Source organism: Kordia sp., from assembly GCF_022447245.1.
Taxonomy (GTDB): domain Bacteria; phylum Bacteroidota; class Bacteroidia; order Flavobacteriales; family Flavobacteriaceae; genus Kordia.
Window position 1 is genome coordinate 192800 of record NZ_JAKVBC010000003.1, and the last position, 25694, is coordinate 218493.

The 25694-nt window shown below is 33.9% G+C and carries 26 protein-coding genes; 17 read left to right on the top strand and 9 right to left on the bottom strand.

From position 1 onward, the window contains the following. Positions 1-307 precede the first annotated feature (307 nt). Positions 308-469, top strand: coding sequence for a hypothetical protein (locus tag MK119_RS03580; protein WP_290670972.1), 162 nt, complete (start codon positions 308-310; stop codon positions 467-469). Between the two features lie 59 nt (positions 470-528). On the opposite strand, the gene MK119_RS03585 is transcribed toward MK119_RS03580, so the two are convergent. Then, positions 529-1479 (bottom strand): phosphoribosylaminoimidazolesuccinocarboxamide synthase, encoded by a 951-nt coding sequence (locus MK119_RS03585; RefSeq protein WP_290670974.1) that lies wholly within the window; start codon positions 1477-1479, stop codon positions 529-531. A gap of 104 nt (positions 1480-1583) precedes the next feature. Continuing rightward, a complete protein-coding gene (locus MK119_RS03590; RefSeq protein ID WP_290670976.1) occupies positions 1584-2537 on the bottom strand; it encodes a PhoH family protein in 954 nt (317 codons plus the stop codon). A gap of 108 nt (positions 2538-2645) precedes the next feature. Between MK119_RS03590 and MK119_RS03595 the strand changes: the two genes are divergently transcribed. From MK119_RS03595 to dnaN, 6 genes are all read left to right on the top strand, one after another. Further along, positions 2646-3476 carry an SAM-dependent chlorinase/fluorinase gene (locus tag MK119_RS03595; protein ID WP_290670978.1) on the top strand — a complete coding sequence of 277 codons (831 nt, stop codon included), beginning with the start codon at positions 2646-2648 and terminating at the stop codon, positions 3474-3476. Positions 3477-3479: 3 nt separating this feature from the next. Continuing rightward, positions 3480-3776 carry an antibiotic biosynthesis monooxygenase family protein gene (locus tag MK119_RS03600; RefSeq protein ID WP_290670980.1) on the top strand — a complete coding sequence of 99 codons (297 nt, stop codon included), beginning with the start codon at positions 3480-3482 and terminating at the stop codon, positions 3774-3776. Between the two features lie 75 nt (positions 3777-3851). Beyond that, positions 3852-4667, top strand: a complete 816-nt coding sequence (locus MK119_RS03605) for a class I SAM-dependent methyltransferase (protein ID WP_290670982.1) — start codon at positions 3852-3854, stop codon at positions 4665-4667. After that, complete coding sequence (gldF, locus tag MK119_RS03610) at positions 4668-5393, top strand: gliding motility-associated ABC transporter permease subunit GldF (protein WP_290670984.1); 726 nt, start codon at positions 4668-4670, stop codon at positions 5391-5393. 2 nt (positions 5394-5395) lie between these two features. Continuing rightward, positions 5396-7078: a gliding motility-associated ABC transporter substrate-binding protein GldG gene (gene gldG, locus MK119_RS03615; RefSeq protein WP_290670986.1), complete on the top strand. Its 1683-nt coding sequence runs from the start codon at positions 5396-5398 to the stop codon at positions 7076-7078. 151 nt (positions 7079-7229) lie between these two features. After that, positions 7230-8348, top strand: a complete 1119-nt coding sequence (dnaN, locus tag MK119_RS03620; RefSeq protein ID WP_290670988.1) for a DNA polymerase III subunit beta — start codon at positions 7230-7232, stop codon at positions 8346-8348. A 191-nt stretch (positions 8349-8539) separates the two neighbouring features. On the opposite strand, the gene argE is transcribed toward dnaN, so the two are convergent. Together argE and MK119_RS03630 are read right to left on the bottom strand one after the other, a co-directional pair. After that, entirely contained in the window at positions 8540-9685 is a 1146-nt protein-coding gene (gene argE, locus MK119_RS03625) for an acetylornithine deacetylase (RefSeq protein ID WP_290670990.1), read from the bottom strand. 2 nt (positions 9686-9687) lie between these two features. Continuing rightward, a complete protein-coding gene (locus tag MK119_RS03630) occupies positions 9688-11070 on the bottom strand; it encodes an AbgT family transporter (protein ID WP_290670992.1) in 1383 nt (460 codons plus the stop codon). A gap of 257 nt (positions 11071-11327) precedes the next feature. Between MK119_RS03630 and mnmE the strand changes: the two genes are divergently transcribed. The 3 genes from mnmE to MK119_RS03645 all read left to right on the top strand — a co-directional run bounded on the left by mnmE (position 11328) and on the right by MK119_RS03645 (position 13704). Beyond that, a complete protein-coding gene (gene mnmE / locus MK119_RS03635; RefSeq protein WP_290670994.1) occupies positions 11328-12719 on the top strand; it encodes a tRNA uridine-5-carboxymethylaminomethyl(34) synthesis GTPase MnmE in 1392 nt (463 codons plus the stop codon). 42 nt (positions 12720-12761) lie between these two features. Beyond that, positions 12762-12953, top strand: a complete 192-nt coding sequence (locus tag MK119_RS03640) for a hypothetical protein (protein ID WP_290670996.1) — start codon at positions 12762-12764, stop codon at positions 12951-12953. A gap of 553 nt (positions 12954-13506) precedes the next feature. Further along, positions 13507-13704 carry a hypothetical protein gene (locus MK119_RS03645; RefSeq protein WP_290670998.1) on the top strand — a complete coding sequence of 66 codons (198 nt, stop codon included), beginning with the start codon at positions 13507-13509 and terminating at the stop codon, positions 13702-13704. A 324-nt stretch (positions 13705-14028) separates the two neighbouring features. Here MK119_RS03645 and MK119_RS03650 read toward each other — a convergent pair whose 3' ends face one another. From MK119_RS03650 to MK119_RS03665, 4 genes are all read right to left on the bottom strand, one after another. Further along, the gene (locus MK119_RS03650; protein ID WP_290671000.1) at positions 14029-15276 is read right to left on the bottom strand and encodes an FAD-dependent oxidoreductase; all 1248 of its coding nucleotides are present in this window, start codon (positions 15274-15276) and stop codon (positions 14029-14031) included. A 125-nt stretch (positions 15277-15401) separates the two neighbouring features. Beyond that, complete coding sequence (locus tag MK119_RS03655) at positions 15402-16409, bottom strand: 4-hydroxyproline epimerase (RefSeq protein WP_290671002.1); 1008 nt, start codon at positions 16407-16409, stop codon at positions 15402-15404. 10 nt (positions 16410-16419) lie between these two features. After that, a complete protein-coding gene (locus MK119_RS03660) occupies positions 16420-18003 on the bottom strand; it encodes an aldehyde dehydrogenase (NADP(+)) (protein ID WP_290671004.1) in 1584 nt (527 codons plus the stop codon). A gap of 215 nt (positions 18004-18218) precedes the next feature. Next, positions 18219-19139 (bottom strand): dihydrodipicolinate synthase family protein, encoded by a 921-nt coding sequence (locus MK119_RS03665; protein WP_290671007.1) that lies wholly within the window; start codon positions 19137-19139, stop codon positions 18219-18221. Between the two features lie 165 nt (positions 19140-19304). Between MK119_RS03665 and MK119_RS03670 the strand changes: the two genes are divergently transcribed. The 7 genes from MK119_RS03670 to MK119_RS03700 all read left to right on the top strand — a co-directional run bounded on the left by MK119_RS03670 (position 19305) and on the right by MK119_RS03700 (position 23169). Next, the gene (locus MK119_RS03670; RefSeq protein ID WP_290671009.1) at positions 19305-20168 is read left to right on the top strand and encodes an AraC family transcriptional regulator; all 864 of its coding nucleotides are present in this window, start codon (positions 19305-19307) and stop codon (positions 20166-20168) included. A gap of 20 nt (positions 20169-20188) precedes the next feature. Next, positions 20189-20491, top strand: coding sequence for a metalloregulator ArsR/SmtB family transcription factor (locus tag MK119_RS03675; RefSeq protein WP_290671135.1), 303 nt, complete (start codon positions 20189-20191; stop codon positions 20489-20491). Between the two features lie 26 nt (positions 20492-20517). Beyond that, on the top strand, positions 20518-20934 hold the full coding sequence (locus MK119_RS03680; RefSeq protein ID WP_290671011.1) for an SRPBCC domain-containing protein: 417 nt from the start codon (positions 20518-20520) through the stop codon (positions 20932-20934). A 120-nt stretch (positions 20935-21054) separates the two neighbouring features. Further along, the gene (locus tag MK119_RS03685) at positions 21055-21246 is read left to right on the top strand and encodes a class I lanthipeptide (RefSeq protein WP_290671013.1); all 192 of its coding nucleotides are present in this window, start codon (positions 21055-21057) and stop codon (positions 21244-21246) included. Positions 21247-21388: 142 nt separating this feature from the next. Continuing rightward, positions 21389-21895 carry a TlpA disulfide reductase family protein gene (locus MK119_RS03690; RefSeq protein WP_290671015.1) on the top strand — a complete coding sequence of 169 codons (507 nt, stop codon included), beginning with the start codon at positions 21389-21391 and terminating at the stop codon, positions 21893-21895. Between the two features lie 10 nt (positions 21896-21905). After that, positions 21906-22385: a hypothetical protein gene (locus MK119_RS03695; RefSeq protein WP_290671017.1), complete on the top strand. Its 480-nt coding sequence runs from the start codon at positions 21906-21908 to the stop codon at positions 22383-22385. 586 nt (positions 22386-22971) lie between these two features. Continuing rightward, entirely contained in the window at positions 22972-23169 is a 198-nt protein-coding gene (locus tag MK119_RS03700; protein ID WP_290671019.1) for a hypothetical protein, read from the top strand. Positions 23170-23247: 78 nt separating this feature from the next. Here MK119_RS03700 and MK119_RS03705 read toward each other — a convergent pair whose 3' ends face one another. Continuing rightward, positions 23248-25587 carry a UvrD-helicase domain-containing protein gene (locus tag MK119_RS03705; protein WP_290671021.1) on the bottom strand — a complete coding sequence of 780 codons (2340 nt, stop codon included), beginning with the start codon at positions 25585-25587 and terminating at the stop codon, positions 23248-23250. Between the last annotated feature and the right edge of the window lie 107 nt (positions 25588-25694).

Below are 25694 nucleotides of genomic sequence, written 5' to 3' on the forward strand. Positions count from 1 at the left end.
TATACTTACTTAAATTACAGTTAGTTAAAAACTACACTTCTTTATCAAATAGCGAAAATGCACGTTATTTCTTTCTTTTTTTAGGCGTGAATTTGATATAATTAATCATTAACCTGTAAATTTTTTAATCATGTCTGGAAGAAAAACATTCAACAACAATTCTAAGAATTATATTAATGTAATTTTTTTAGTACGCCAAAGAAATGACATTCAAAAACCATCTTTGGAAGAAAAATTCTCTTTAAACCCAAGAAAATAAGGAAAAGAAGTAACCTATGGAAATTCTACTAACATTTTCCTAAACGGATTGGTATTTGAATATAAAGATGAAGAAAGGCAATCTTTAACCAATGCACGGGAAGAAGTCATAGCCACAGGAACAGCTCCAACTTTTGATTGGCAATTGAATACGCATAGTATCATTACCATAAATAGTGCTGATGGCTTAGATATTTCAGCTAGTAACTAAAAAAGTAAAGCGGCATTTTTTAATGCCGCTTTACTTTTTGTATTGAGTATTTATAAAATTTACTTCGCTAAAAACGAAACTACATTCTCCTCAATTCTCTTGTTAATATCATTCACATCTCCTTTTTCAAAAGTATCACCTGTAATATTTTCGTATAATTCAGTATAACGATCAGAAACAGAATTGATATATTCATCACTCATAAAAGGCACTTCTTGTCCTTCTTTTCCTTGAAAACCATTACTAATTAGCCATTGACGTACAAATTCCTTGGACAATTGTTTTTGCGGTTCTTGCTTCGCTTGTAATTCCTCGTAAGTATCTGCGTAAAAATAACGAGAAGAATCTGGTGTATGAATTTCATCGATTAAAACAATTTTACCGTCTTTTGTTTTTCCAAATTCATATTTGGTATCTACTAAGATCAATCCACGTTCTTGGGCAATTTTTGTCCCTTCTTCAAACAATAAACGTGTATATTTTTCTAATTGAATATAATCTTCTTCTGAAACAATTCCACGAGCAAGAATATCTTCACGAGAAATATCTTCATCATGTTCGCCCATTTCGGCTTTCGTTGCTGGCGTGATGATTGGTGATGGAAATTTATCATTTTCAATCATTCCTTCTGGCATTTCCACTCCACAAAGCATTCGTTTTCCTGCTTTGTATTCACGTGCTGCATGACCTGATAAATAGCCACGAATGACCATTTCTACTTTAAAAGGTTCACAATTGTGTCCGATAGCTACATTTGGATCTGGTGTTGCAATCAACCAATTTGGTACTAAATGCTCCGTAGCTTTCATCATTTTGGTTGCAATTTGATTTAAAATTTGCCCTTTGAAAGGAATTCCTTTAGGCATCACTACATCAAAAGCTGACAAACGATCAGTGGCAATCATGACCAATAGATCATCATTGATTGTATATACCTCACGTACTTTTCCTGTGTATTTTGCTGTTTGATTCGGAAAATTAAAATTCGTAGCCGTAATTGTATTACTCATTATTGTTGTGTTGTGTGTTGTTGCTGGTTTTGGCTGTTAGCTGTTAACTAAAATAATTTTTCATATGATTCAATATTCAATTGCAAAGTGAGAGGAGTCAAAGTTTAGTTCTGATGTTCTATACTTTTGTAGGCTTCAATCACTTTCTTCACCAATCTATGACGAACGACATCTTTATCATCCAAATAAATCATTCCAATTCCTTTGATGTCTTTTAGCACTAATAATGCTTCTTTTAGTCCAGAAATGACTCTTCTTGGCAAATCAATTTGTCCTGGATCACCTGTTAGCATGAATTTTGCATTTTTTCCCATGCGCGTTAAAAACATCTTCATTTGCGCATGTGTTGTGTTTTGCGCTTCATCCAAAATCACAAAGGCATTATCTAAGGTACGTCCACGCATAAAGGCCATTGGCGCAATTTGTATGGTACCATCCTCTATATATTTGGCTAATTTTTCCGGCGGAATCATATCACGTAATGCATCATACAACGGTTGCATATACGGATCAAGTTTTTCTTTTAAATCTCCAGGTAAAAATCCTAAACTCTCACCAGCTTCTACCGCAGGACGCGTTAAAATGATACGTTTTACTTCTTTATTTTTTAAAGCTCTTACTGCCAAAGCAACTCCTGTATAGGTTTTTCCAGTTCCTGCTGGACCAATAGCAAACACCATATCATTTTTATTCATCATCTCAACCAACTTCCGTTGATTTGCTGTAATGGCTTTGATGAGTTTTCCATTAGCACCGTGTACTAAGGTTTCTCCACTTGCTTCAGAAGTATCATAATCTTTTGTGCTATCACTTGTAAGTACTCGTTCAATAACATTTTCATCAATTTTATTGTACTTACTAAAGTGCACCATAAGCATCGTTAAGCGCTTGTCAAATTCTTCCAATAATGCTTCATCTCCATAGGCCTTGATTTTGTTTCCCCTGGCAACGATTTTAAGTTTTGGGAAGTATTTTTTAAGCAATTCTATATTGGTATTTTGGTGACCAAAAAACTCTCTTGGACTGATCTCAGAAAGTTCAAAAATAATTTCGTTCAAAAGCGACTCGTATTAAAGATTAGATTTCCGTTTTGTTTTTTTAGATTTGCAGAGCAAACTTACCATTTTTTAATAGATTAAATTTAAAAAAATATCAACAATTCGCCAATGGCAATTATTACACTGACAACTGATTTTGGGGAAAAAGACCATTTTGTAGGCGCAGTTAAAGGAGCTATATATAGTGAGTTACCTGACGTTCGTATTGTTGATATCTCACACAGCATAAATCCTTTTAGCATTACAGAAGCTGCGTATATTATTCAAAATGCGTTTAATAGTTTTCCTAAAGGCAGTATTCATATTATCGGAATTGACTCTGAGTTGAATCCAGAAAATAAACATATCGCACTTAAATTAGACGGTCATTTTTTCGTTTGTGCCGATAACGGAATTATGAGTTTGATTGCTGCAGAGATTGTTCCTGAAAAGATTGTAGAAATTAATATTCACGATCGTATCGAGACAAATTTCCCTGTGTTGGACGTTTTTGTACAAGTGGCTTGCCATATTGCACGTGGCGGAACTTTGGAAGTTATTGGAAAAACCATCCAAAACATCAAACATTTAACGGGACTCAAACCTGTAGTCAATACCGATGAAAATCAAATTATTGGAAATGTAATTTATATTGACAATTACGGAAATGTAGTGTCCAATATCACGCGAAAGCTATTTAAAGATGTTGGAAAAGGTCGCAATTTTGAGATTTCAGCACGAAATTACAAGTTTAAAACCATTCACGAGTGTTATAGCGATGCTATTAATTTCAATTTGGAAAAACACAAACGTGAAGAAGATGGTAAAAAATTAGCATTGTTTAATTCAGCTAACTTTTTAGAATTGGCTATTTATAAAAGTAATCCGCAAACGGTTGGAAGCGCTTCTACCCTTTTCGGTTTACGATTTAGAGATACCATAACGATTAATTTTATATAATTTATGTTTGTACGTATAGTAAAGATGAGTTTTCACTCAAAATATATTCCTGATTTTTTGGCATTGTTTGAAGAAAAGAAACAATCCATTAAAGATCGTGAAGGTTGTGAGTTTTTAGAGTTGTATCAGGATAAAAATAATCCTGAAATATTCTTTACGTACAGTCATTGGAAGCATGTAGACGAATTAGAAGCGTACCGAAACTCAGAGTTATTTAAAAATGTATGGACGCAAACCAAAGCCATGTTTAACGACAAACCCTATGCATGGAGCGTTGATAAATTAGTGAGTTTGTCCTAAGAAAAATACTAGAACCCAGAACCAAACGTTACACATTCATAGCTTCTGTAAAAAGAAGCAATAATTACAGCATATATGTTAAGATCATTATACTACCGCTTATCGCCCAAACAACGATTATTACTGAGAAAAGTAGTATACGCACCTATTGATCTTTTTAGAAAACGTCACGAATTGGAACCGCCAAAAGGATATGTGTATACAGGTCCTGGAAATTATATAGAGATTGGCGAAATTTTCTTTGGCTATTTTAAAGCATACGGAAACATCCAACCAGACAGCCGCATTTTGGATATAGGTTCAGGAATTGGTCGTATGGCAATTCCGTTTACAGAATTTTTAAACGAAAATGGAACGTACAAAGGTTTTGATGTTGTTGCACAAGGTGTGGATTGGTGTACTGCAAATATTACATCAAAATATCCAAATTTCACATTTAAGTTTACGCCGTTAAAGAACGATTTGTATAATTTAAATACCAATGCTGAAGCAAAAGATTTTACATTTCCGTATGACAATTCAAGTTTCGATTTTGCTTTTTTAACATCTGTATTTACACACATGATGCCTGCGGATGTATTGCATTATTTAGGAGAAATTTATCGAGTTTTAGATACTAAAAAAATATGTTTGGCAACGTTTTTTATTTTGGATGAAACCTCTCGCAAACACATGTCGTCAAGTAAAATGAATTTTAAAGTCGATCGACAAACCTATGCGTTGATGGATGAAAAAGTAAAAGAAGCCAATGTAGCGTTTGATAAAGACTATATTTTTGCACAGTTTGAAGCAAAAGGTTTTCAAATTGTCAACTATTTCCCAGGCACATGGTCTGGAAGAACTGAAAATACCTTATCATATCAAGATATAATTGTATTAAAAAAGAACTAAATGTTAGCCATACTTAGAAAAGAAATCAATTCCTTTTTCTCCTCATCGATAGGATATTTGGTGATTGCCATATTTTTAATTCTCAACGGATTGTTTTTATGGTTTTTTAAAGGAGAATTCAATATTTTGAATTACGGATTTGCCGATTTAACACCGTTTTTCGTTTTAGCACCTTGGATTCTTATCTTTTTAATTCCTGCTATTACTATGAGAAGCTTTTCGGAAGAAAAACGCCTGGGAACGCTTGAATTGCTATTGACCAAACCAATTTCGGGTTGGCAAATTGTACTAGGTAAATATTTTGGTGCTTTTGTGTTGATTTTACTAGCGCTCATTCCAACACTCTTATACGTATTTACTGTTTGGAATTTAGGAAATCCTACAGGAAACTTAGATGTAGGAAGTACGCTAGGATCTTACTTTGGTTTGTTATTTTTTATTGCAGCGTATACGAGTATTGGCATCTTTACCTCTACGCTTTCGCAGAATCAAATTGTGGCATTTATTGCTGCTGTATTTATCTGTTTTATTATGTATTTTGGATTTGAAGGTATTGCCAACGCAGATATGTTTGGAGATTTTAATCCTACGATTGAAAAAATAGGAATGAAACGTCATTTTGATAGCATTGCACGTGGTGTCATTGATACTAGAGATGTGATATACTTTGTAAGTGTCACTATCTTCTTTTTATTCTTAACTGTATTACAACTAAAAAAACGATAAGCTTGAAAAATCAAACCGAGAATAATAACACTAAAAAAGAAATTCATATCAGTCTTAAAATACTGTTAGTTGTAGTTGGATTGATTATTTTGAATGTTATCGCTAGTAGCGTATTTACACGTTTTGACTTAACTCAAGACAAACGTTATACCTTATCCGAAGCTTCTAAAAACACATTGACAACGGTAACATCTCCTGTAACTATTACCGTCTTTTTAAAAGGTGATTTGCCTACAGAATACAAGCGTTTGGCAGATGAAACGGAACAATTACTAGAAGAATTTTCAGCCTACAATGATAATGTTGAATACACTTTTGTAGATCCTGTCAAAGAAAATGCAGTTGATTTTTTGAATAATAACGAGATGAAACCTCGATATGTTACTGAAGAAGCTGCCAATAAGGTTTCGCAAGAGGTCGTGTATCCATGGGCAATAGCACAATATGAAAATAAAAATGTGAAGATTTCGCTTTACAAAAATAATTTAGCCAATTCTGATCATGAAAAAATTGCCAGTTCGGTACAACATTTAGAATATGCTTTTGCAGATGCCTTTAGTAAATTAACTATTGTTAAAAGGCAGCGTGTTGCCATTTTAAGAGGGCATGACGAATTAGATGATATTTATATTTATGGCTTTCAAAAAGCATTGGTAGAGTATTACAATCTTGGATCTTTTGATATCACGGCATTTCCAGATGATCCTGAAAAAACATTAGAAAACTTAGAACGTTTTGATCTTTTAGTTGTTCCAAAACCCACGAAAAAGTTTTCCGATAAAGAAAAATACATTCTCGATCAATATACGATGCGTGGTGGAAAATCATTATGGATGATAGAAACTGCTCAAGCTGAAATGGATAGCATTCGTCAAAAAGGAAAAACATTGGCATTTCCAAGAGATTTAGGTCTGCAAGATTTCTTTTTTAACTACGGAATTCGCATCAATCCTAAATTAGTAAATGATATGCAATGTGCTGCCATCGGTATGGAATTTGGTGAAGGTAGCAACGCACAGTATTTGCCTGTACAATGGCGTTACAATCCGTTGGTACAAGCGGCGACAAACCATCCAATCACAACAAATACCAACTTGGTGCGTTTTGAATTTGCTAATCAAATTGATCTTTTAAAGAAAGGTCCTAAAAAAACAGTTCTACTAAAAAGTTCGCCGCAATCTAAATTGGAAGGAATTCCAAAAGAAATTTCACTTAGTATTATAGAAAACGAACCAAAACCAGAAACTTATCAAGGAAAAGGTGATCAAAATTTAGCAGTTTTATTAGAAGGAACGTTTGAGTCTGTCTATGCAAATCGTGTCAAACCTTTTGATTTACCAAATGCAAAAAATAAAGGCGAATCTAAGATGTTGATTATCGCAGATGGCGATGTGGTAAAGAATCAAGTTTCTCGTGGAAAACCTCAGGAATTGGGTTATGATATCATCACAAAACGTCAATATGGAAACAAAGAATTCCTGTTAAATTCTGTAAATTACCTTTTGGACAACAACGGACTTATAAACATTCGATCGAAAGAATTAAAGTTAGCCTTCTTAGATAGTCAAAAAGTAACGGACGAAAAATCGTACTGGCAATGGATAAACATTGGGTTTCCACTTGCAATCCTTGCAATTTTCGGGGTGGTATTTACCTATATTCGTAAACGTAAATTTGCCAAATAGTTGTTAATAAGTTTCCTTTCTTTACAACAACATTTAAGATATATTTGTAGGAATATAACAATGTAATTCTTTTCGCATGAATTTAGCGCTTAAAAGCTATGCAAATTGATTGAGAAGAATTATTTTTGAACATTAAATAGAACATAAGCACATGAAATTTATTGTATCAAGTACATATCTATTAAAACAACTTCAAGTTTTAGGAGGCGTAATTAATAACAGTAACACCTTACCTATTTTAGATAACTTTCTGTTTCAATTGAATGAAAACGAATTGAAAGTATCTGCTTCTGATTTAGAAACCACGATGTCGTCGGTTTTAACGGTAGAATCAGATAGCACAGGAAATATTGCAGTTCCTGCAAAGTTATTATTAGATACTTTAAAAACATTTCCAGAACAACCATTAACGTTTATTGTGGAAGATAATAATACTGTCGAAATTAGCTCAAATCACGGTAAGTATGCACTAGCGTATGCTGATGGAGATGAGTTTCCTGCTTCTGTAGAGTTAAAAGAACCTAGTTCTACTACTATTGAAGGAAATGTGTTATCTACGGCAATTAGCAAAACTATTTTTGCTTCAGGTAATGATGACTTACGTCCTGTAATGAGTGGTGTATTTTTCCAGTTTTCACCAGAAAATTTAACCTTTGTTGCAACAGATGCTCACAAATTGGTAAAATACCAACGTACGGATTTGAATGCTTCTCAAGTAGCAGAATTCATCATGCCAAAGAAACCTTTGAATCTTTTAAAAGGAATCTTAGGAGGAAGCGAAGAAGAAGTACTAATCGAATACAATGACAGTAATGCTAAATTTAGCTTTCACAATACTGTATTGGTTTGTCGTTTAATTGATGGAAAGTATCCAAACTACGAAGCGGTAATTCCGAAAGAGAATCCAAATAAATTAGAGATCAACAGAAATCAATTCTTAAACTCTGTACGTCGTGTGAGTATCTTCTCAAACAAAACGACACACCAAATTCGTTTAAAGATTGCAGGTGCTGAATTGAATATTTCTGCAGAAGATATTGATTACTCAAACAAAGCAGAAGAGCGTTTGACATGTGATTACCAAGGTGATGATATGCAAATTGGCTTCAACTCGCGTTTCTTAACAGAAATGATCAACAACTTAGGTTCGGATGATGTTTCTTTAGAAATGTCTCTACCAAACAGAGCTGGAATCTTAACACCAATCGATGGATTGGAAGAAGGAGAACATATTACTATGTTGGTGATGCCAGTGATGTTGAATAATTAATTTTAGGCATTATGTATTGGGGATTAGGTATTAGTTCTTACCTGAAAAATCTTTTATAAAATATATTGAAAATCCGCTATACAGTATGTGTAGCGGATTTTTTATTTTCTAAAGTTAGAAGATTCAATGTTGCTTCCAACATTAATCCCTAATACCAAAAAGCGGAGCGATCTAATTCCTAAAAAAGTGCTTTAACTCATCTCCTGCACCAACTTTTCAAGTATTTCAACACAACTATCCAATTGTTCTTGAGTTACAAATTCATTGGCTCTATGTGCTTGTTCTATACTTCCTGGGCCGCAGATTATACTTTCATATCCGCCTTCATGAAACTGTCCAGCTTCGGCGGCATACGCAACTGTTTTCCACATATAATTTCCGGTTAGTTTTTGGACTAATCCCACAATACTATCAGTTTCTTTGGTATCTAAAGCTGGAACTGGCGGATGTATTAAAGTATTTGTAATCTTAAAATCTGAGAATTTTTTTCTTACTTCCGCTTCTGTTACTTCACAGAAGGCAAAATAATCTTCAAATACTTGGTGAATATTATCTTTTGGAATGACACGAATATCCCATTCAAAACCACAATAATCTGCCACTATATTGGTAGCTACACCTCCTTGCAGTTGCCCTACATGTATGGTAGAATGCGGTGGATTGAAACGATCGTCATTGGAAGTTGCTGCCATTGCTTTCATTTTATTCTCTAGCCAAAGTATCAATCGTGTACTTTCATGAATGGCACTCACTTCTTTATGAATTCCACTACTATGTCCTGCAGAACCATTGACTTCTGTTTTTACATAACAAATCCCTTTTTTACCAATGACAGGTTCTAACATTGATGGTTCACCTATAATGGCATATTTAGGAGTTTCTGTATATGTTTTTTGAATATCCTTAATCAAATCAGGCGCAGCCAAACAGCCAATTTCTTCATCATAACTAAACGCAAAATAGATCGGTTTTTTTAAATCAGCCTTTATCATAGTAGGCAAAACTGCCAAACAACAAGCTACAAAACCTTTCATATCACAACTTCCACGAGCGTATAGCTTTCCTTCTTTTTCAGTTAAAACAAATGGATCAGTATCCCAAACTTGTCCTTTTACAGGAACTACATCGGTATGCCCCGAAAGGATTACTCCGCCATCTACTGCCGGACCAATTCTACAGTGTAAAGAAGCTTTTGTATTTTCTTCATTTGGAACCAATGTTGTGGTGATTCCATGTGATTCAACATATTCTTTAATCCAATGAATAATTTCTAAATTACTTTCGCCTCCTAAAACAGGAAAGCTTACTAAATGACTTAATATTGTAGTTACATTCATAATTAATTATAGCCTATTAATACTGCTATTACTAGTGTTATTGCTGAAAAAATAAATATGGTTATGGTGACGGGAAGTATAAATCGAAACCAACGATCTATAGAGACACGACACATACTTAACATTGCGATTAATCCGCCAAGTGTCGGATTGATTAAATTAGAAACTCCATCACCTATTTGAAATGCAAAAATCGTTGTTTGATTCGTTAAACCAATCACTTCTCCTGTAGGAATCATTACAGGTAAAGTGGCTAATGCTTGTCCACTTCCTGATGGAATAAAAAAGTTTATAAAACTTTGTGATATAGACATACCAACCGCAGAAACATGCAATGGTAAATCTTTTAGTAATTCTGCCAAATGAAATGAAATTGTATCACTTATATGTCCCATTTCTAATAATACTTTTATAGTTGTGGCAAAACCTACCATAAAAGCTCCTGGTGCGACATAAGCAACTGATTTTAGTAATGTTTCACTAAAATTAGTTGTATTCATTTTTCCAATAATTCCCACAGCAATAGCTACCATTAAAAATACAGCTGAAATTTCATTCAAATACCATGAAAGATTGAAAACACCATATAAAATCGCTGCCAATCCCATGAGAAATCCAGAAATCACTAACCAGTTATTGGCAGATATTTTATACTCTTTAATAGGTTTTGATAGCGAAATACCATCTATATTTAATCCTTTTCCAAGGCTCTTTTCAGGGTTTTTGGTAATCTTTTTTAAATACCGCACATTATAATATGCTAAAAAACTAAGCGCACTCAAACACAGTATACTGCGTAACAAAGCACCTGAAAATAATGGCAACTCTGCAATTTTATGTCCAATACCAACCGTATATGGATTTATTGGCGACAGTCCAAACCCAACTGTAATTGCTCCAACTGAGATACCTGAGGCTAACAGTAAATCGCCACCAAGTGCCAAGGCAACTACAGCTGCAATAGGAACCATTGCAATATTATGTTCATAGCCCACAAAAATACCCAAAGCTCCATAAATAAAGGTAATAATGACAACTGCTAGGTATTTTTTTTCATGTCCAAGTGTTTTGACAAATGTACCTACAGCATTTTCAATAGCTTTTGTACGTTCCATGATACCAAACATAATTCCTCCAGAAAGTACTACGAATATGACTTCTGCAGCAGCTTTAAAACCTAAAGGAATCGCTTTAAACATGTCTAAAAAGCCAATAGGTGTATTTGGAATAGTTTTATACGAATTTGGTATCACACGGTTGCGACCGTCAATTAACATGCGTTTAAATTCTCCTGCAGGAATCAAATACGTTAATAATGTTACAAAAACGATAATAAAGAATATGATCACAACGGCATGAGGAATATGTTCATACCATCGTTTCAATTTTTTTGATGTTGTGTTCAATATTGTATCCTATTTATAAGTAAGGATGCGTAATTTAATCAAATTATTTAGAGAAGACTAGATTCTATGAAGTGCATTTAAAAATATTTATCTATGTGTAACTCAATTCTCAGTACGAATGCCCAAAAGCGCTCATACTAAGTCTGTCAAAGTAAATTGCAATAAAACCTTATACTAAATATTGAACACTCAAATAATACCAAACATATTCCTTACTTTTGCACAAATTTTACACTATGATTCCAAATGATACAATTGTCGCTTTAGCAACACCTTCTGGTGCGGGCGCAATTTCTGTGATTCGAGTTTCTGGAAAAGATGCCATTACGATTTGTGAACCACTTTTTAAATCGATTCGTAATAAGCAATTATCGAAACAGAAATCGCATACCATTCATTTAGGGCATATTGTAGATGAGAATCGCTATTTGGATGAAGTATTGGTCTCTTTGTTTAAAGGACCTCACTCCTACACGGGAGAAAATACCATTGAGATTTCCTGCCATGGTTCGGTGTACATTCAGCAGCAAATTATTCAGCTTTTATTACGTAATGGTTGTAGAAATGCCAATGCAGGAGAATTTACATTGAGAGCATTCTTAAATGGAAAATTAGATTTATCGCAAGCAGAAGCTGTAGCAGATTTGATTGCTAGTGACTCTGAAGCATCGCATCAATTGGCAATGCAACAAATGCGTGGTGGATTTAGCAACGAGATTAAAAATTTACGCGAAGAACTCTTAAATTTTGCTTCTTTAATTGAATTAGAACTTGATTTTGCGGAAGAAGATGTTGAATTTGCCGATCGTACACAATTTAAAACTTTAGTAGAACGAATTCAATTTGTTCTGAAACGCTTGATTGATTCGTTTGCTGTTGGAAATGTGATAAAGAATGGAATTCCTGTTGCGATTGTAGGTGAACCAAATGTTGGGAAATCTACCTTATTAAATGCTTTATTGAATGAAGAACGTGCTATTGTTTCTGACATTGCTGGAACAACACGTGATACGATTGAAGACGAATTGGTAATCGATGGAATTTCGTTCCGATTTATAGATACTGCTGGAATTAGAGAAACCAAAGATGTGGTAGAAAGTATCGGCATACAAAAGACGTTTGAAAAAATTGAGCAAGCACAAGTTGTTATTTACTTAATTGATAGTTCACAGTTGACAGTTGATAGCTTAGAGATTTTAAAAACAGAAATTGGAAAAATCAAGAATAAATATCCGCAAAAGCCTTTGATTATTGTTGCTAATAAAATTGATATGCTTCAAGATGAGCAAATCGAAGAATTGAAGGCAGAAATTGAACAGATTCATATTCTTTCTGCTAAAGAAAACATTGGTGTGGATTCATTAAAAGAAAAACTCGTTTCTTTTGTCAATACTGGTGCTTTACGTAACAATGAAACTATTATCACCAATACACGCCATTATGATGCGTTATTAAAAGCCTTGGAAGAAATTGATAAAGTTCATTACGGATTGGAATCTGGTTTATCCGGTGATTTAATGGCAATTGATATTCGTCAAGCATTGTTCCATTTTGGTGAAATTACAGGAGAAATCACGACTGATGATCTGCTTGGAAACATCTTTGCAAACTTCTGTATAGGGAAGTAAACATACAGAAGAATTACTTTCTAATTCGAAAATTTGATAGCAATGAAACGTTTTCTTTTCCCCTTACTAATTTTCATAACAACAATTTGTTTTTCACAAGAAACAAATCGTACACTTCTTCAATTAGAAGAACACCAGAACAACGGTGTTTCCAATACAGAAAAAATTATAGCCTTACTCAACATAGGCGAATACGAGTTGGATTATAATTTTAGAAAAGCGGAAAATATGTAGATTCAGCGATTGTACTTTCCAAAAAAAGAAGGATTTAAGCAAAAGTTAGCTTCTGCCTATTGCAAAAAGAGTCGATTATGGTATCGATTAGAAAATTGTAAATCGGCCTATTTATAGCATCGCCAATACAAAAAATACACAGATTCACTTTTTAATATTGAAGCAACAAAAAAACTTCAAGAATTAGAACTTCAGTATACCTTTGAGAAAGAATACCAAGAAAATTCACAAAAAGCTGCCGCTGAAACTATTACTGAAGGCATACAACCTGATGTACTCATCTATCCAACATGGAACGATTTAAACCAGAACATTGAAACAGAATTATCTTGGATTGTAAACGATCTAAAAAAGCGTTCTAAATAGTTTAAAAACATTTAAAACACTACATATCAGCACTCTAATATTAATTTAAAAGTTCTAAAAACCTTAAAAGGTTTTCTTCCGTATATAAAGTTGAAAACCATTTTTTAGAGGAAGTTCTGTAGAATCAGAATTACTATTTGAACGATGTATATTACCAATTTTTGGAACCGTCGGTAAAAACATTATTTTGATAAGCTCAATATACAAAGATTTATATGCAGGCAATCGTTTTGAAGAACGACCAGATTTAGAAGCTGAATATAGAGAAGCCCTAGGATACATTGCATATTACATACGACAAAGAGGAACGTTTTTAAAATTAGATAGTTTACCATTTATAATACCAATACCAAATATAACATTCTTTCTTTTACTTTATACTTAGGTTGAAGAATTCTATTGCAAAAATAAAAATTGGAAAAAAGTAGTTGTTTATCAACTTCAGATAATGGATTTTGCAATTTTGTATCTAAATTCTCAATCTGAAAGTTTTATTTGGGAATGCCAACAAGTATCAAAATATTTACCAGACGATAGAGTGCTTTTAATCAAAAAGAAAAAAAGATACTCTATAAATTGAAAACGTCGATTTTAGAAATAAAAATTAATTACATTCAGAAATAGTTATCTTGGACGTTATATACTTGTTTGTAGAATTTGCTTTTATTTGTTTAGACTGAAACTCTCTTAAAAATTAGAGAGTGTAATTTTACCCAAACCGCTCCACCTCAAAACCATCTAATGACATTGAAGTTGGCTTCTCTCCTACTAATTCACTAACAAGCTTTCCTGTAGCAGGTCCTAAACTCCAACCCATCATAGCGTGCCCTGTAGCAACGATCAAGTTTTTATAATTTTTGGTTTTTCCAATATATGGCAAACCATCTGGTGAGCACGGACGCAATCCACAAGCAGCACTCTCAATAGCTTCTCTCGGAATTTTTAATCCGTTATAAAAAGTTTCTGCTGCTTTAGCAATAGCGTTTACACGTACTTGATTTATCTTGTGATTAATGCCTCCTATTTCCATCGTTCCAGCAAATCGTGTAAATCCTTGCATAGGTGTTACAGCTACTTTTGCTTCTGCTAAAATTGCTGGCATAGTTATTCCAGTATGTTCTTTCACATCTATTCGATAACCTTTTCCCGCTTGAAGCGGAAGTCGTATGCTTATTTTTTTTGCCAATATGGAACTCCATGAACCTGCTGCAAGTATAAATTCGTCGGCTTTTAGTGTACGTTTCGAAGTCTGAACAGATACTATTTTATCATTAGCAATCTCTAGATCGGTTATTTCGGCATTTGTACAAAATTGAACTCCTTTTTGTCGTAACAATGCAATCATTTGCGGCATAAAATCCGTCGGTGTCATATGCGCATCTGAATCAAAGTATACAGCGCCTTTGATATTAAAATCAACATTAGGCTCTAGTTTCTTTGCCTCTTCTTTAGTTAAATTTTGAACGTTTAATCCTTCTGCGATGGCAAGTTGTCCCATTTTCCATTCTGCTTCACCTTCTTTTTCAGTTTGGTAGCACATCAACAAACCTTTGCGTTGATAATGAAAATCAAAATCTCCCGCATTTTTCATATCTGTGTATAATGCTCTACTTAACAAATTGATATCTTTGATTATAGGAATGGAGCGTTCTACATGTGTTGCTGTGGCAGATTTTTTGAACAACCAAGACCAACGCAAAAAATCAGCTTCTAAGCGTGGTTTTACATAAAATGGACTTGATGTACTAAACATCCATTTCAAGCCTTTACTAATCATTCCTGGAGCTGCTAAGGGAATTATATGACTTGGTGTAATATATCCCGCATTCACAAAAGAAGCTCCACTAGAAATATCACTTTTGTCCACAATTGTAACTTGGTGTCCATCTTGTTGTAAATAATACGCACAACACAATCCAATAATTCCTCCACCAATAATTACTACTTCTTTTTTCAATTTTATTCCTTTTTTTAGACTTTAGCCTATTATAGTTGCTGAATTAAAACAGCTTTACGTTTATGTACTTCTGAAGTTTTTTCAAGTGATTAATCTCAATGCTAATATCTGACTACTGAAATAGATCAAATCACCTGAAAACCGTGTGCATACGGATCGTCTTCATCATCAATGATGATGGTATTATAACCGTATACTTTTGCCCAACCTTGAATACTTGGAACAATGGCAGGTTTTCCGTCTAAGTTTGTCTCTTCAACGATGCGCCCTACAAATTTTGAACCTATATAACTTTCATGAATATACTCTTTTCCAAGTCTTAATTTTCCTTTTGCATGTAATTGTGCTATACGTGCCGATGTTCCCGTTCCACAAGGACTTCTGTCTATTGCTTTGTCGCCATAAAAAACAGCATTTCTCCCAGAAGAAGTCGGATCTAATGGATTTCCTGTCCATAACATATGCGAAACATCACGAATGGTATCATTTTCTGGATGCACAAATTGATTTGGATACTTTTGATTAATTCGCTCACGAACAACTTGTGAATATTGAATAATCTTACTTGCTGTGAAATCGTGAATTCCTGAAAAGTTTTCTTGCGGATCTACAATGGCATAGTAATTTCCTCCATAGGCTACATCAAAAGTAATTTCTCCTAACTCCGGACATTCTACAATAAGATTTTCAGCCGCTAGATAACTTTTTACATTCGTCAATCGAACCCAATCAACCTTTTTGTTTGTTTGTTGGTATTCAATTTCAACCAAACCTGCAGGTGCTTCCATTTTAATTTTCCCTGCTGTTTTTGGCGTAATTAAGCTTTCTTCAATGGCAATTGTTATCGTTCCAATAGTTCCATGTCCACACATAGGCAAACATCCTGAAGTTTCGATAAACAGAATTCCAAAATCATTTTCAGGATTGCTTGGCGGAAACAAAATACTACCACTCATCATATCGTGTCCACGTGGTTCAAACATCAATCCTTTTCGAATCCAATCGAATTCTTTTAGAAAATGCTGCCGTTTTTCACTCATATTGGCACCAACCAAATTTGGTCCACCACCAGCTACTACACGTACCGGATTTCCACAAGTGTGTGCATCAATACAAAAAAAAGTCTTTCTCATAGCAATTTCTTTATAGCGCTTCTTTTGTTTCTTGATCGTTCACTAAGCGAAGAATTCCTAAAGGATTTTCATTCTTTAATTCGTCTGGCAATAATTCATTTGGCCAATCTTGATAGCTAAATGGTCGTACCCAACGTTTTATAGCATCTCTTCCAACCGCAGTAAAACGACTGTCTGTCGATGCAGGATATGGACCACCATGCAACATTGCAGGTACTACTTCTACACCTGTAGGAACACCATTAAAAATAATACGTCCTACTCTGTTAGACAATGCATTTACTATATGAGTATGCCCAGCAACTTCATTTTCTTCTGAGATTATTGTTCCTGTTAATTGTCCTTCCAAATTGGCTATAATTTCTTCTAATTCTGTAGCGTTTTCACATTCTACTACTAATGAAAAAGGTCCAAAAACTTCTTCATGCAAGGTTTTATTTTCTAAAAATGTTTTTCCAGAAACAACTGCTACGGCTTGTTGTGCATAGTTATCAGCTACGACTGTATCAACATTTGCTTTTGTTTCCACATTTTTTTGTGATTGTGCTCTGGCTTTATTAGTACTATATGCACTATGAATATTTGGATGTAACATACATTGCGGCGCAATCGTTACAATTTCTTTTGCTAAAGTATCTACAAAATTGGTCAAACCTTCGCTTTTTTCTGCTAAAATCAAACCAGGGTTTGTACAAAACTGTCCTGTTCCTAAAGTAATAGAACTTGCATAGGTTTTTGCCCAATTTGACGATTTTGTTTCCAAAGCTTTTGGTAAAAACACTACTGGATTAATGCTTCCCATTTCTGCAAATACAGGAATTGGTTCTGGACGTTTTGCGGCTAAGTCTAACAATGCGCGTCCACCACGAATACTTCCTGTAAACCCAACTCCTTTTACTTTTGGATGTGCAACTAATTGCTGTCCAACTTCGATTCCACTACTATTTAAGTTAGAAAATACACCATTTGGCATTCCTGTGTCTTGTGCTGCTTTTTGAATGGCAGAAGCAATTAACTCTCCTGTTCCTGCATGCATTGGATGCGATTTTACAATGACTGGACATCCAGAAGCAAATGCTGAAGCTGTATCGCCTCCTGCTGTAGAATATGCTAACGGAAAGTTACTTGCACCAAAAACAACAATAGGTCCGATTGGGACTAGCATTTTTCTTAAATCTACACGTGGCATTGGTTTACGATCTGGCTGTGCAGGATCTATACGTGCTTCTACCCAAGAACCTTCTTCAATCAGTCCTGCAAATGTGCGTAATTGTCCAATAGTTCTACCGCGTTCACCTTTGGCTCTTCCTTCTGGCAGTCCTGTTTCAGACATATAGGTAGTAATCAATTTGTCATCCAAAACCAAAATTTCGTCTGCAATAGCATTTAAAAATGCTGCTTTTCTTGCACCAGAAATGGTTTGAAATATTTTAAATGCTTCTGAAGCTAAGGCAACTGCTTCATTGATTTCTTCCGAAGTTGCTTCAGTAAAAATAGTGTCATTTTCAGTATTAAGCTTCGGGTTAAAGGTTTTGTAGGTTATTGTTCCTTTGGCGGAAAGTGAATTTCCAATATAGTTTTTTCCTGTTATCATCTGTCTTTTTGTTTTTCTTAATTGAAAAGAAAATGTACTGTTTGAAAATACTAAAAGTGTGACTCAAATCCTAAATTTCTACCAAGGGATTAGAAACATATTAACGGATTTGACTCAGCACTTCGCTAAAAATTAACCTTGGAATAACAGTTAACCATTCAACTTTTTATGATATTTGTTTACCTGTTAAAATTTAGCACTCATTTTTATTTCTTTTATAAATATTGCTTGTAATCTGGTAATTCTGGACGCTTTTTTATTCCATTTTTTATAATCCTTAATACACGCGCTCTTTCTTCGCCAACTAAAGGCAATCTCGGTTCTCGTACTAGTTCAGTTCCAATTCCTGTTGCAACTTCAGCTAGTTTTATATTTTGTACCAGTTTTGTATTAATGTCTAGCTCTAACAATGGTAAAAACCAGCGATACAATTCAATAGCTTCATCAATTTTACCCGCTTTTGCTAAGGCATAAATGGCCACTGTTTCCGCTGGAAATGCACATACTAAACCTGCAACCCATCCATCGGCTCCCATTAATAAACTTTCTAAAGCCAAGGTATCTACTCCCGATAAGATGGCCAATCGATCACCAAAACGCATTTTAATGCGAGTAATATTTGAAACATCGCGTGTAGATTCTTTTACTGCCTGAATATTTGGGCATTCATTGAGTAATTCTTCAAACATATCTAGTGTAACTTCAATACCATAATCTACAGGATTGTTGTAAATCATAATTGGCAAATCTGTACTATTGGCAATCGCTTTAAAATAGGCAACTGTTTCTCTATCATCTGCTTTGTAACGCATTGGAGGAAGTACCATTAAACCACTAGCACCTTCTTCTTTTGCATGTTTTGCTACTTCTTTTGCTGCAATTGTAGCTTGCTCTGCAATATTTATAATTACAGGAACTTTTCCTTTTACAATCTTTACAGTTTCTCTAACTAGCGTTCTTTTTTCGTCATGTGTGAGTGTACTTGCTTCCCCTAAAGTTCCTCCAAGGATGATTCCGTGTACGCCAGCTTGTAATTGTGCATGAATGTTTACAGCAAACATATTTAGATCGAGTTTGTCATTGTCTGCAAACTTGGTAGTCACGGCAGGCATTACACCTTTCCAATTAATTGTCATAAGTTTTGTTTTTGGTTATAATAATTCTAATTTTGGTTAGTGTAAAAGTACTTTTCTTCTACAAGTTGACAATGTTCGATATTATCCAATTTCAATACTATTTTATCCTATTTTTTACACAAATATGTATTTTTAGAATAATTTTTGCACATTTGTATTCATAAGATGAAAATTCTACCATTTAAAATACCAAAAGCAGAAAGCGATATTTTAATCGTTCAAGAAGATCGTGGACGCATGTTTTATGAGCAATTGCATCAACATCAAGAGATTCAGCTTTCCTATATTATTTCAGGCAGAGGTACTTTTATTGTGGGAGATACCATTCGTGATTTTCAACCGAATGATATTATATTGTTTGGTAGCAATGTACCACATGTATTTAGAAACGATTTAGAAAATGATGAAGATTCGTATATGATTTCTTTATTTTTCACGAATACTAGTTTTGGAGAAGGTTTTTTTAACTTGCCCAAGCTTCAAAAAACACAACAACTATTGCGTGATGCAAATTTTGGTGTAAAGTTTACAGAAAACCAAACTTATGTTGAATTGTTGTTTAAGAATATCATTCAGCAGAATTCTATGCAACAATTTGCTAGTTTTTTTGAAATACTTTCCATTTTAACACAATCCAATTACGAAACTATTTCTTCTTTTATCAATACCAAAAACTATACGGATGATGAAGGAAAACGTATGAGCGCTGTTTTTGAATTTGTGATGAATCATTTTGATCAAAAGATTATTTTGGAAGATGTAGCAACCATTGCCAATATGACGCCAAATGCATTTTGCAAGTATTTTAAACAACATACCAACAAGACTTTCTTTAAATTTTTAACCGAAGTACGAATTGAAAACGCATGTAAATTTTTGACCAATGCTACACAATTGTCCATTGCTGACATAGCCTACAATTGCGGTTTCTTTAATGTATCTAACTTTAATCGGAAGTTTAAAGAGATAAAAGGTGTGACGCCAACTGCTTATCGGAAGAAAATAACCGATCAGTTACCTAAATTATGAGAAGAGATGTTTTTTAAGCCATTACCGATCCAGTTCGAAGAGATATTATTGAACTGTTATCCAAAGAAACCTTGACAGTAAATTCGATTGCAAAAAAGTTTGAGGTAAGTCGCCCTGCGATATCTAAGCATTTAAAAATTTTAAAAGAATGCGAAATCATTACGATGGAGCAACAAGGCAGACAACGCTTTTGCATGATTCAACCTAAAAAATTGATTCCTGCTTTTCTGTGGATCGATCAATACAAGCAATTATGGGAAGACAGACTTGATAATTTTGAAAACTATTTACACCAATTACAATCTAAAAACGACAAACATTAGTAATCTAGAAAACCGCACCATCACTATTGAAAGAACTTTTAAATGCTCCATTAGCGCTTGTTTGGGAAGCTTGGACACAACCAGAACATATCGCTTCTTGGTGGGCTCCAAATGGAATGAAATTAGATATTGTTGAACATAATTTTACTGTTGGTGGCAAATGGAAATTCAGCATGACAATGCCAGATGGAAACGAGTTTATTTCACAAGGAATTAACAAGGAAATCATTCAGCAAGAAAAAATTGTATTTACAACCGATTTTAAACCCATGACAGAGAATGTGGAAATTCATGCACTTTTTAAAGCTGATGGAGATAAAACTAATTTTACATTTCATGTAATTCATGCAACAGAAGAATATTGTCGTCAGCAAGAAAAAATGGGGATTTACAACGGTTGGGGAAGCGCTTTTGATCGTTTAGAAAGTTTTTTGGAGCAATAAAAGACATAAATATTATATAGTAGTTATATATCTAAATTTATAAATCACGATATTCTTTTTTATGAGAACTATTTTTTTATATGTAATATTAAAAAAACAAATAATTTAAAATTTTATATCATGAAAAAAAAGAGTGTAAAAAGTTTAATTCTAAACAAAAAGTCAGTTTCAAATCTTAATGAAGAAACATTAAAAGGAGGAAACTCTGTATTATGTACAGGTTTATTTGGATCATGCTGGTGCGATGTTACTGTAACCGACTGTAACTGTCCAAGAAGATCTGAAAGAGGTTGGTGTCCACCACAACAATAGAACATTAAAATCGAATATTACTTCAATTAAAGTCGGAAAGTTTTTTTCGACTTTTTTATTTATTAAATTCCAGTAAAAAAAACTTCCAGCTATTTAATATAATTCTATATCTTGTGTAAAGAACATTAAAACAAACTTTACAATGCGATTACAATTCATTACTACCATTGCTTTGAGTCTATTTTTTCTTGTAGGATATGCGCAAGATGGCGATGTTGCTCAAAAGGGACAGGACGTTTCTAACTTAGTATTTACGGTGGAAAACGGCAAGAAAATTAAGATGTCCTATTATAAAGACAAAGTGGTATTTATTAACTTTTTTGCCAATTGGTGTCCACCATGCAAACTAGAAATGCCTTACTTAGAAAAAGATGTGTGGCAGAAGTATAAGAACCATAAAAACTTTGCATTGTTTGCTTTTGGTCGCGGTGATGATTTGGCCAAAGTACAAAAGTTTCAAAAGGACTTTAAAACTACATTTCCGACGCATCCAGATGCTTCAAAAGCTATTTACAACAACTTTGCTACGAAATACATTCCAAGAAATTATATTATTAAAAATGGCAAAATAGTATATGCTTCCAAAGGTTTTTCAAATGCTGAGTTTGAAGAAATGGTGAAGCTTTTAGATAAATTTTTAAAAGAATAATTTTAGTTTTATGAGTCTTGATAGAATAAAAAAACAATTGCATTCAAAAAGTATCTTTTTTTCTGAAGATCGCATTCTAGATCAACCCTCGGTAATTGGTTACGACAAACAATTTCGTTGGAGTTGGATGCTAACACAGTTAAACACATTTTATGTAGTGAGTGATTTAAAAGCTACTACAATTACTGTGGAAACGATTGAATCCAATTTGAAAGAATCTTTCAATTACGGCAAAAAAAATTATAAAGGCTGGCCAAGAGGTTTTCAATCTGCCATTGGTGTTGTAAATATTTTAATTTCAGAAAATGTATCGGAAGAAGCTAAAGTGTATTGTAAAAAGCTGAAATCTGGTAAAAAATGGGCAGGATTTGCCATTCCGGTAGTGATTGATGCTTCTAAGAAAGAAATATTCTTTTTTGATAAAAAACCTATGTGGGGAATGATCTACTTTCCATACTTTAAACGAATGATTGAAGAACTCACTGTTTAATAATGTAGTAATTTATGACATATCGTTTTCCGGTTATTTCACTAAGAAAATTATATTTTTACACCTTACTTTCTGTAGGTATTTCAATAATATCAATTATTATTATAGCTTCTTGGGTTGTTTATCTTTTTAAAATAGAAAAATCAGACATCATTATTTATTTTATTATAATTAGTGAAATCTTTCTTGGATTATTCATTACAAGTCGAATCGAAAATAAGCTTACTAAACAAGCAATTATAAGCCTCAATAAGCATGCGATCATAATTGATGATGAAAGGAAAATTCTGATTGAAAAGATTAAAAATTGTAAGATCCAAAGATTGGCTAAATACTATCCAGCTCTTATTATTTATGATCAAAATAACACTAAATATGTGATTCGATGTGCAGACAGATACAATCTTAGTTTTACAGAATTAACTAATCATCTACAGAAACTAGTAAAAGCTTAATTTAAGAATATTATTGACAATAAATTAGTCTATTCCAAACTTCTCGATATTCATAAATATCGACTATAATTGTTATGACAATTATCAAATTGAATGTATTTTCATGATAAACAATTAAAATTTAATTAACCATGAAAAAAAGAAATTTAAAAGCAAAGCTAGATTTAGGAAAGAATTCTGTATCTAATTTAAAATCTGAGCAAGTAAAAGGAGCTGGAACAATGATTTGTTCAGGATTACAGGACACTTGTTCTAATTGTCAAGGTGTGACTAGAGAATATCCTTGTCCACAGCGTACTGTGAGAGATCCTAGATGTAACTACAACTAGAAACAGCAGCATTCTCTTAGTTTAGAGAAAATGAAAAAGCCGTTTCAACATGAATTGAAACGGCTTATATATTGAATGTTATTTAACAATTTCAAGTTTTGCGAAACGTAGTAATAGCTTTTTAATTCCGCCAACTTTAAATTTAATTTCTGCTTTCTTATCGCCTCCTACTCCTTCCAAACGTAAAATTTCTCCACGACCAAAACGTGAATGCTCAACTAGCGTTCCTGGCACAAGTCTTTCATCTAACAGACTTCCGCTTGGCGGACTACTTTGTGAAGATTGTGGTTTGAGTTTTCGTAGTTTTCGTATTTGTTCTGGTGTTGGACTTCCCACAACTGGAGGACGACCAGATTTTGGTTTCTGTAAACGTAATTTGCTCTTATCAACTTCTCCAAAAATATCATTATCAATCAAGGGTTTGAAACGATAACTTTCAACTGGTGTGATATAATCTAGGAATTTATCGTCAATTTCTTCAATGAAACGACTTGGTTCAGCATCGACCAATTTTCCCCAACGATAACGACTTTGCGTATATGTTAAATATGCTTGTTGTTCGGCTCTGGTTAATGCTACATAAAACAAACGACGTTCTTCTTCGAGTTCGCTTCGTGTATTCATACTCATTCCTGAAGGGAAAAGATCTTCTTCCATTCCTACGATGTACACATGCGGGAATTCCAGTCCTTTTGCCAAGTGAATCGTCATCAGTGCTACACGATCGTCATCACCTTTATCATTATCCATATCGGTTGCAAGTGCTACATCTTCTAAGAATTCAGCCAAAGCTCCTGTGGCATCTGCAACTTCAACTTGTCCTTCCACAAAATCTTTGATACCATTCAGTAATTCTTCAATATTTTCTATACGAGCAATTCCTTCTGGCGTACCGTCTTTTTTCAATTCTTGAACCAAACCTGTCTTCTTGGTAATGTGTGAAGTCAATTCAAAAGCATTGGCACTTTCATTCATCACTTGAAAACTTCGAATCATCGTCACAAAGTTTTCTAGTTTTGTTTTGGTTCCACCATTTATCCGCAGATCAATTTTTGAAATGTTTTCCATTACTTCAAATATCGAACGTCCATAATGCTTGGCAGCAACGACTAATTTATCGACTGTCGTTTGTCCAATTCCACGAGCGGGATAATTGATAACACGCTTTAAGCTTTCTTCATCTTTTGGATTGACAATTAAGCGTAAATATGCCAATACATCTTTGATTTCTTTACGTTGATAGAATGATAAACCTCCGTAAATTCGATATGGAATATCTCGTTTACGTAAGGCATCTTCCATTGCTCTAGACTGTGCATTGGTACGGTATAAGATGGCAAAATCACCATTGGGTAATTGTTCGTGCATCTTTGTTTCAAAAATAGAACTTGCAACAAAACGTCCTTCTTCTCCATCGGTAATACTACGATTGACTTTGATTTTTGGTCCTGGATCATTGGCAGTCCAAACGACTTTATCAAGACGTGTTTTATTATGCTCGATAACTGAATTCGCAGCTTCTACAATGTTTTTAGTAGAACGATAATTTTGTTCCAAACGATACATTACTGCTCCATCATAGTCTTTTTGAAAGTTCAGAATGTTGTTAATATTAGCGCCACGGAATGCATAAATACTCTGCGAATCATCTCCTACGACGCATATATTCTGAAAACGATCTGCCAAGGCTTTTACAATCAAATATTGCGAATGATTGGTATCTTGGTACTCATCTACCAAAATATAACGGAAACGATCTTGGTATTTGGCTAACACATCTGGAAAACGGTTTAACAATTCATTCGTTCGTAATAATAAATCGTCAAAATCCATCGCTCCAGCTTTAAAACAACGATCTACGTATTCTTTGTAGATTTCTCCCATACGTGGGCGTTTAGCCATTGCATCTGCTTCTACTAAATCGGCATTATTAAAATACGCACGAACCGTTATCAAATTATTCTTAAAAGACGAAATTCGCGAACGTACCTGCTTGTATTTGTAGACATCTTTATCAAGCTGCATTTCCTTAATGATGGAACGAATCAAACGTTCAGAATCTTGTGTATCATAGATCGTAAAGTTACTTGGATAGCCTAATTTATCGGCTTCAAAGCGTAAAATTTTTGCAAAGATAGAATGGAATGTTCCCATCCACAAATTTTTAGCTTCACTTCCACCTACAATTTTAGCAATACGCTCCTTCATTTCACGTGCTGCTTTGTTGGTAAATGTTAGTGCTAAAATATTGAAAGAATCTACGCCTTCACTCATCAAATACGCAATTCTATACGTCAGTACTCTTGTTTTTCCAGAACCTGCACCAGCGATCACCATTAATGCGCCATCTTTGTGGATAGTAGGCGCTCTCTGTGCATCATTTAGCTGTGCAATATAGTGTTGAATGTCTTGCTCCATAATTAGCCTCAAAAATAAAACACTCTAGCCGCTATTACAATAAGAATTTGTGAAAGTTATACACTTTTTGTTGTTAGTTTTCTGAGGTTTGGGTATATGATGTTGGA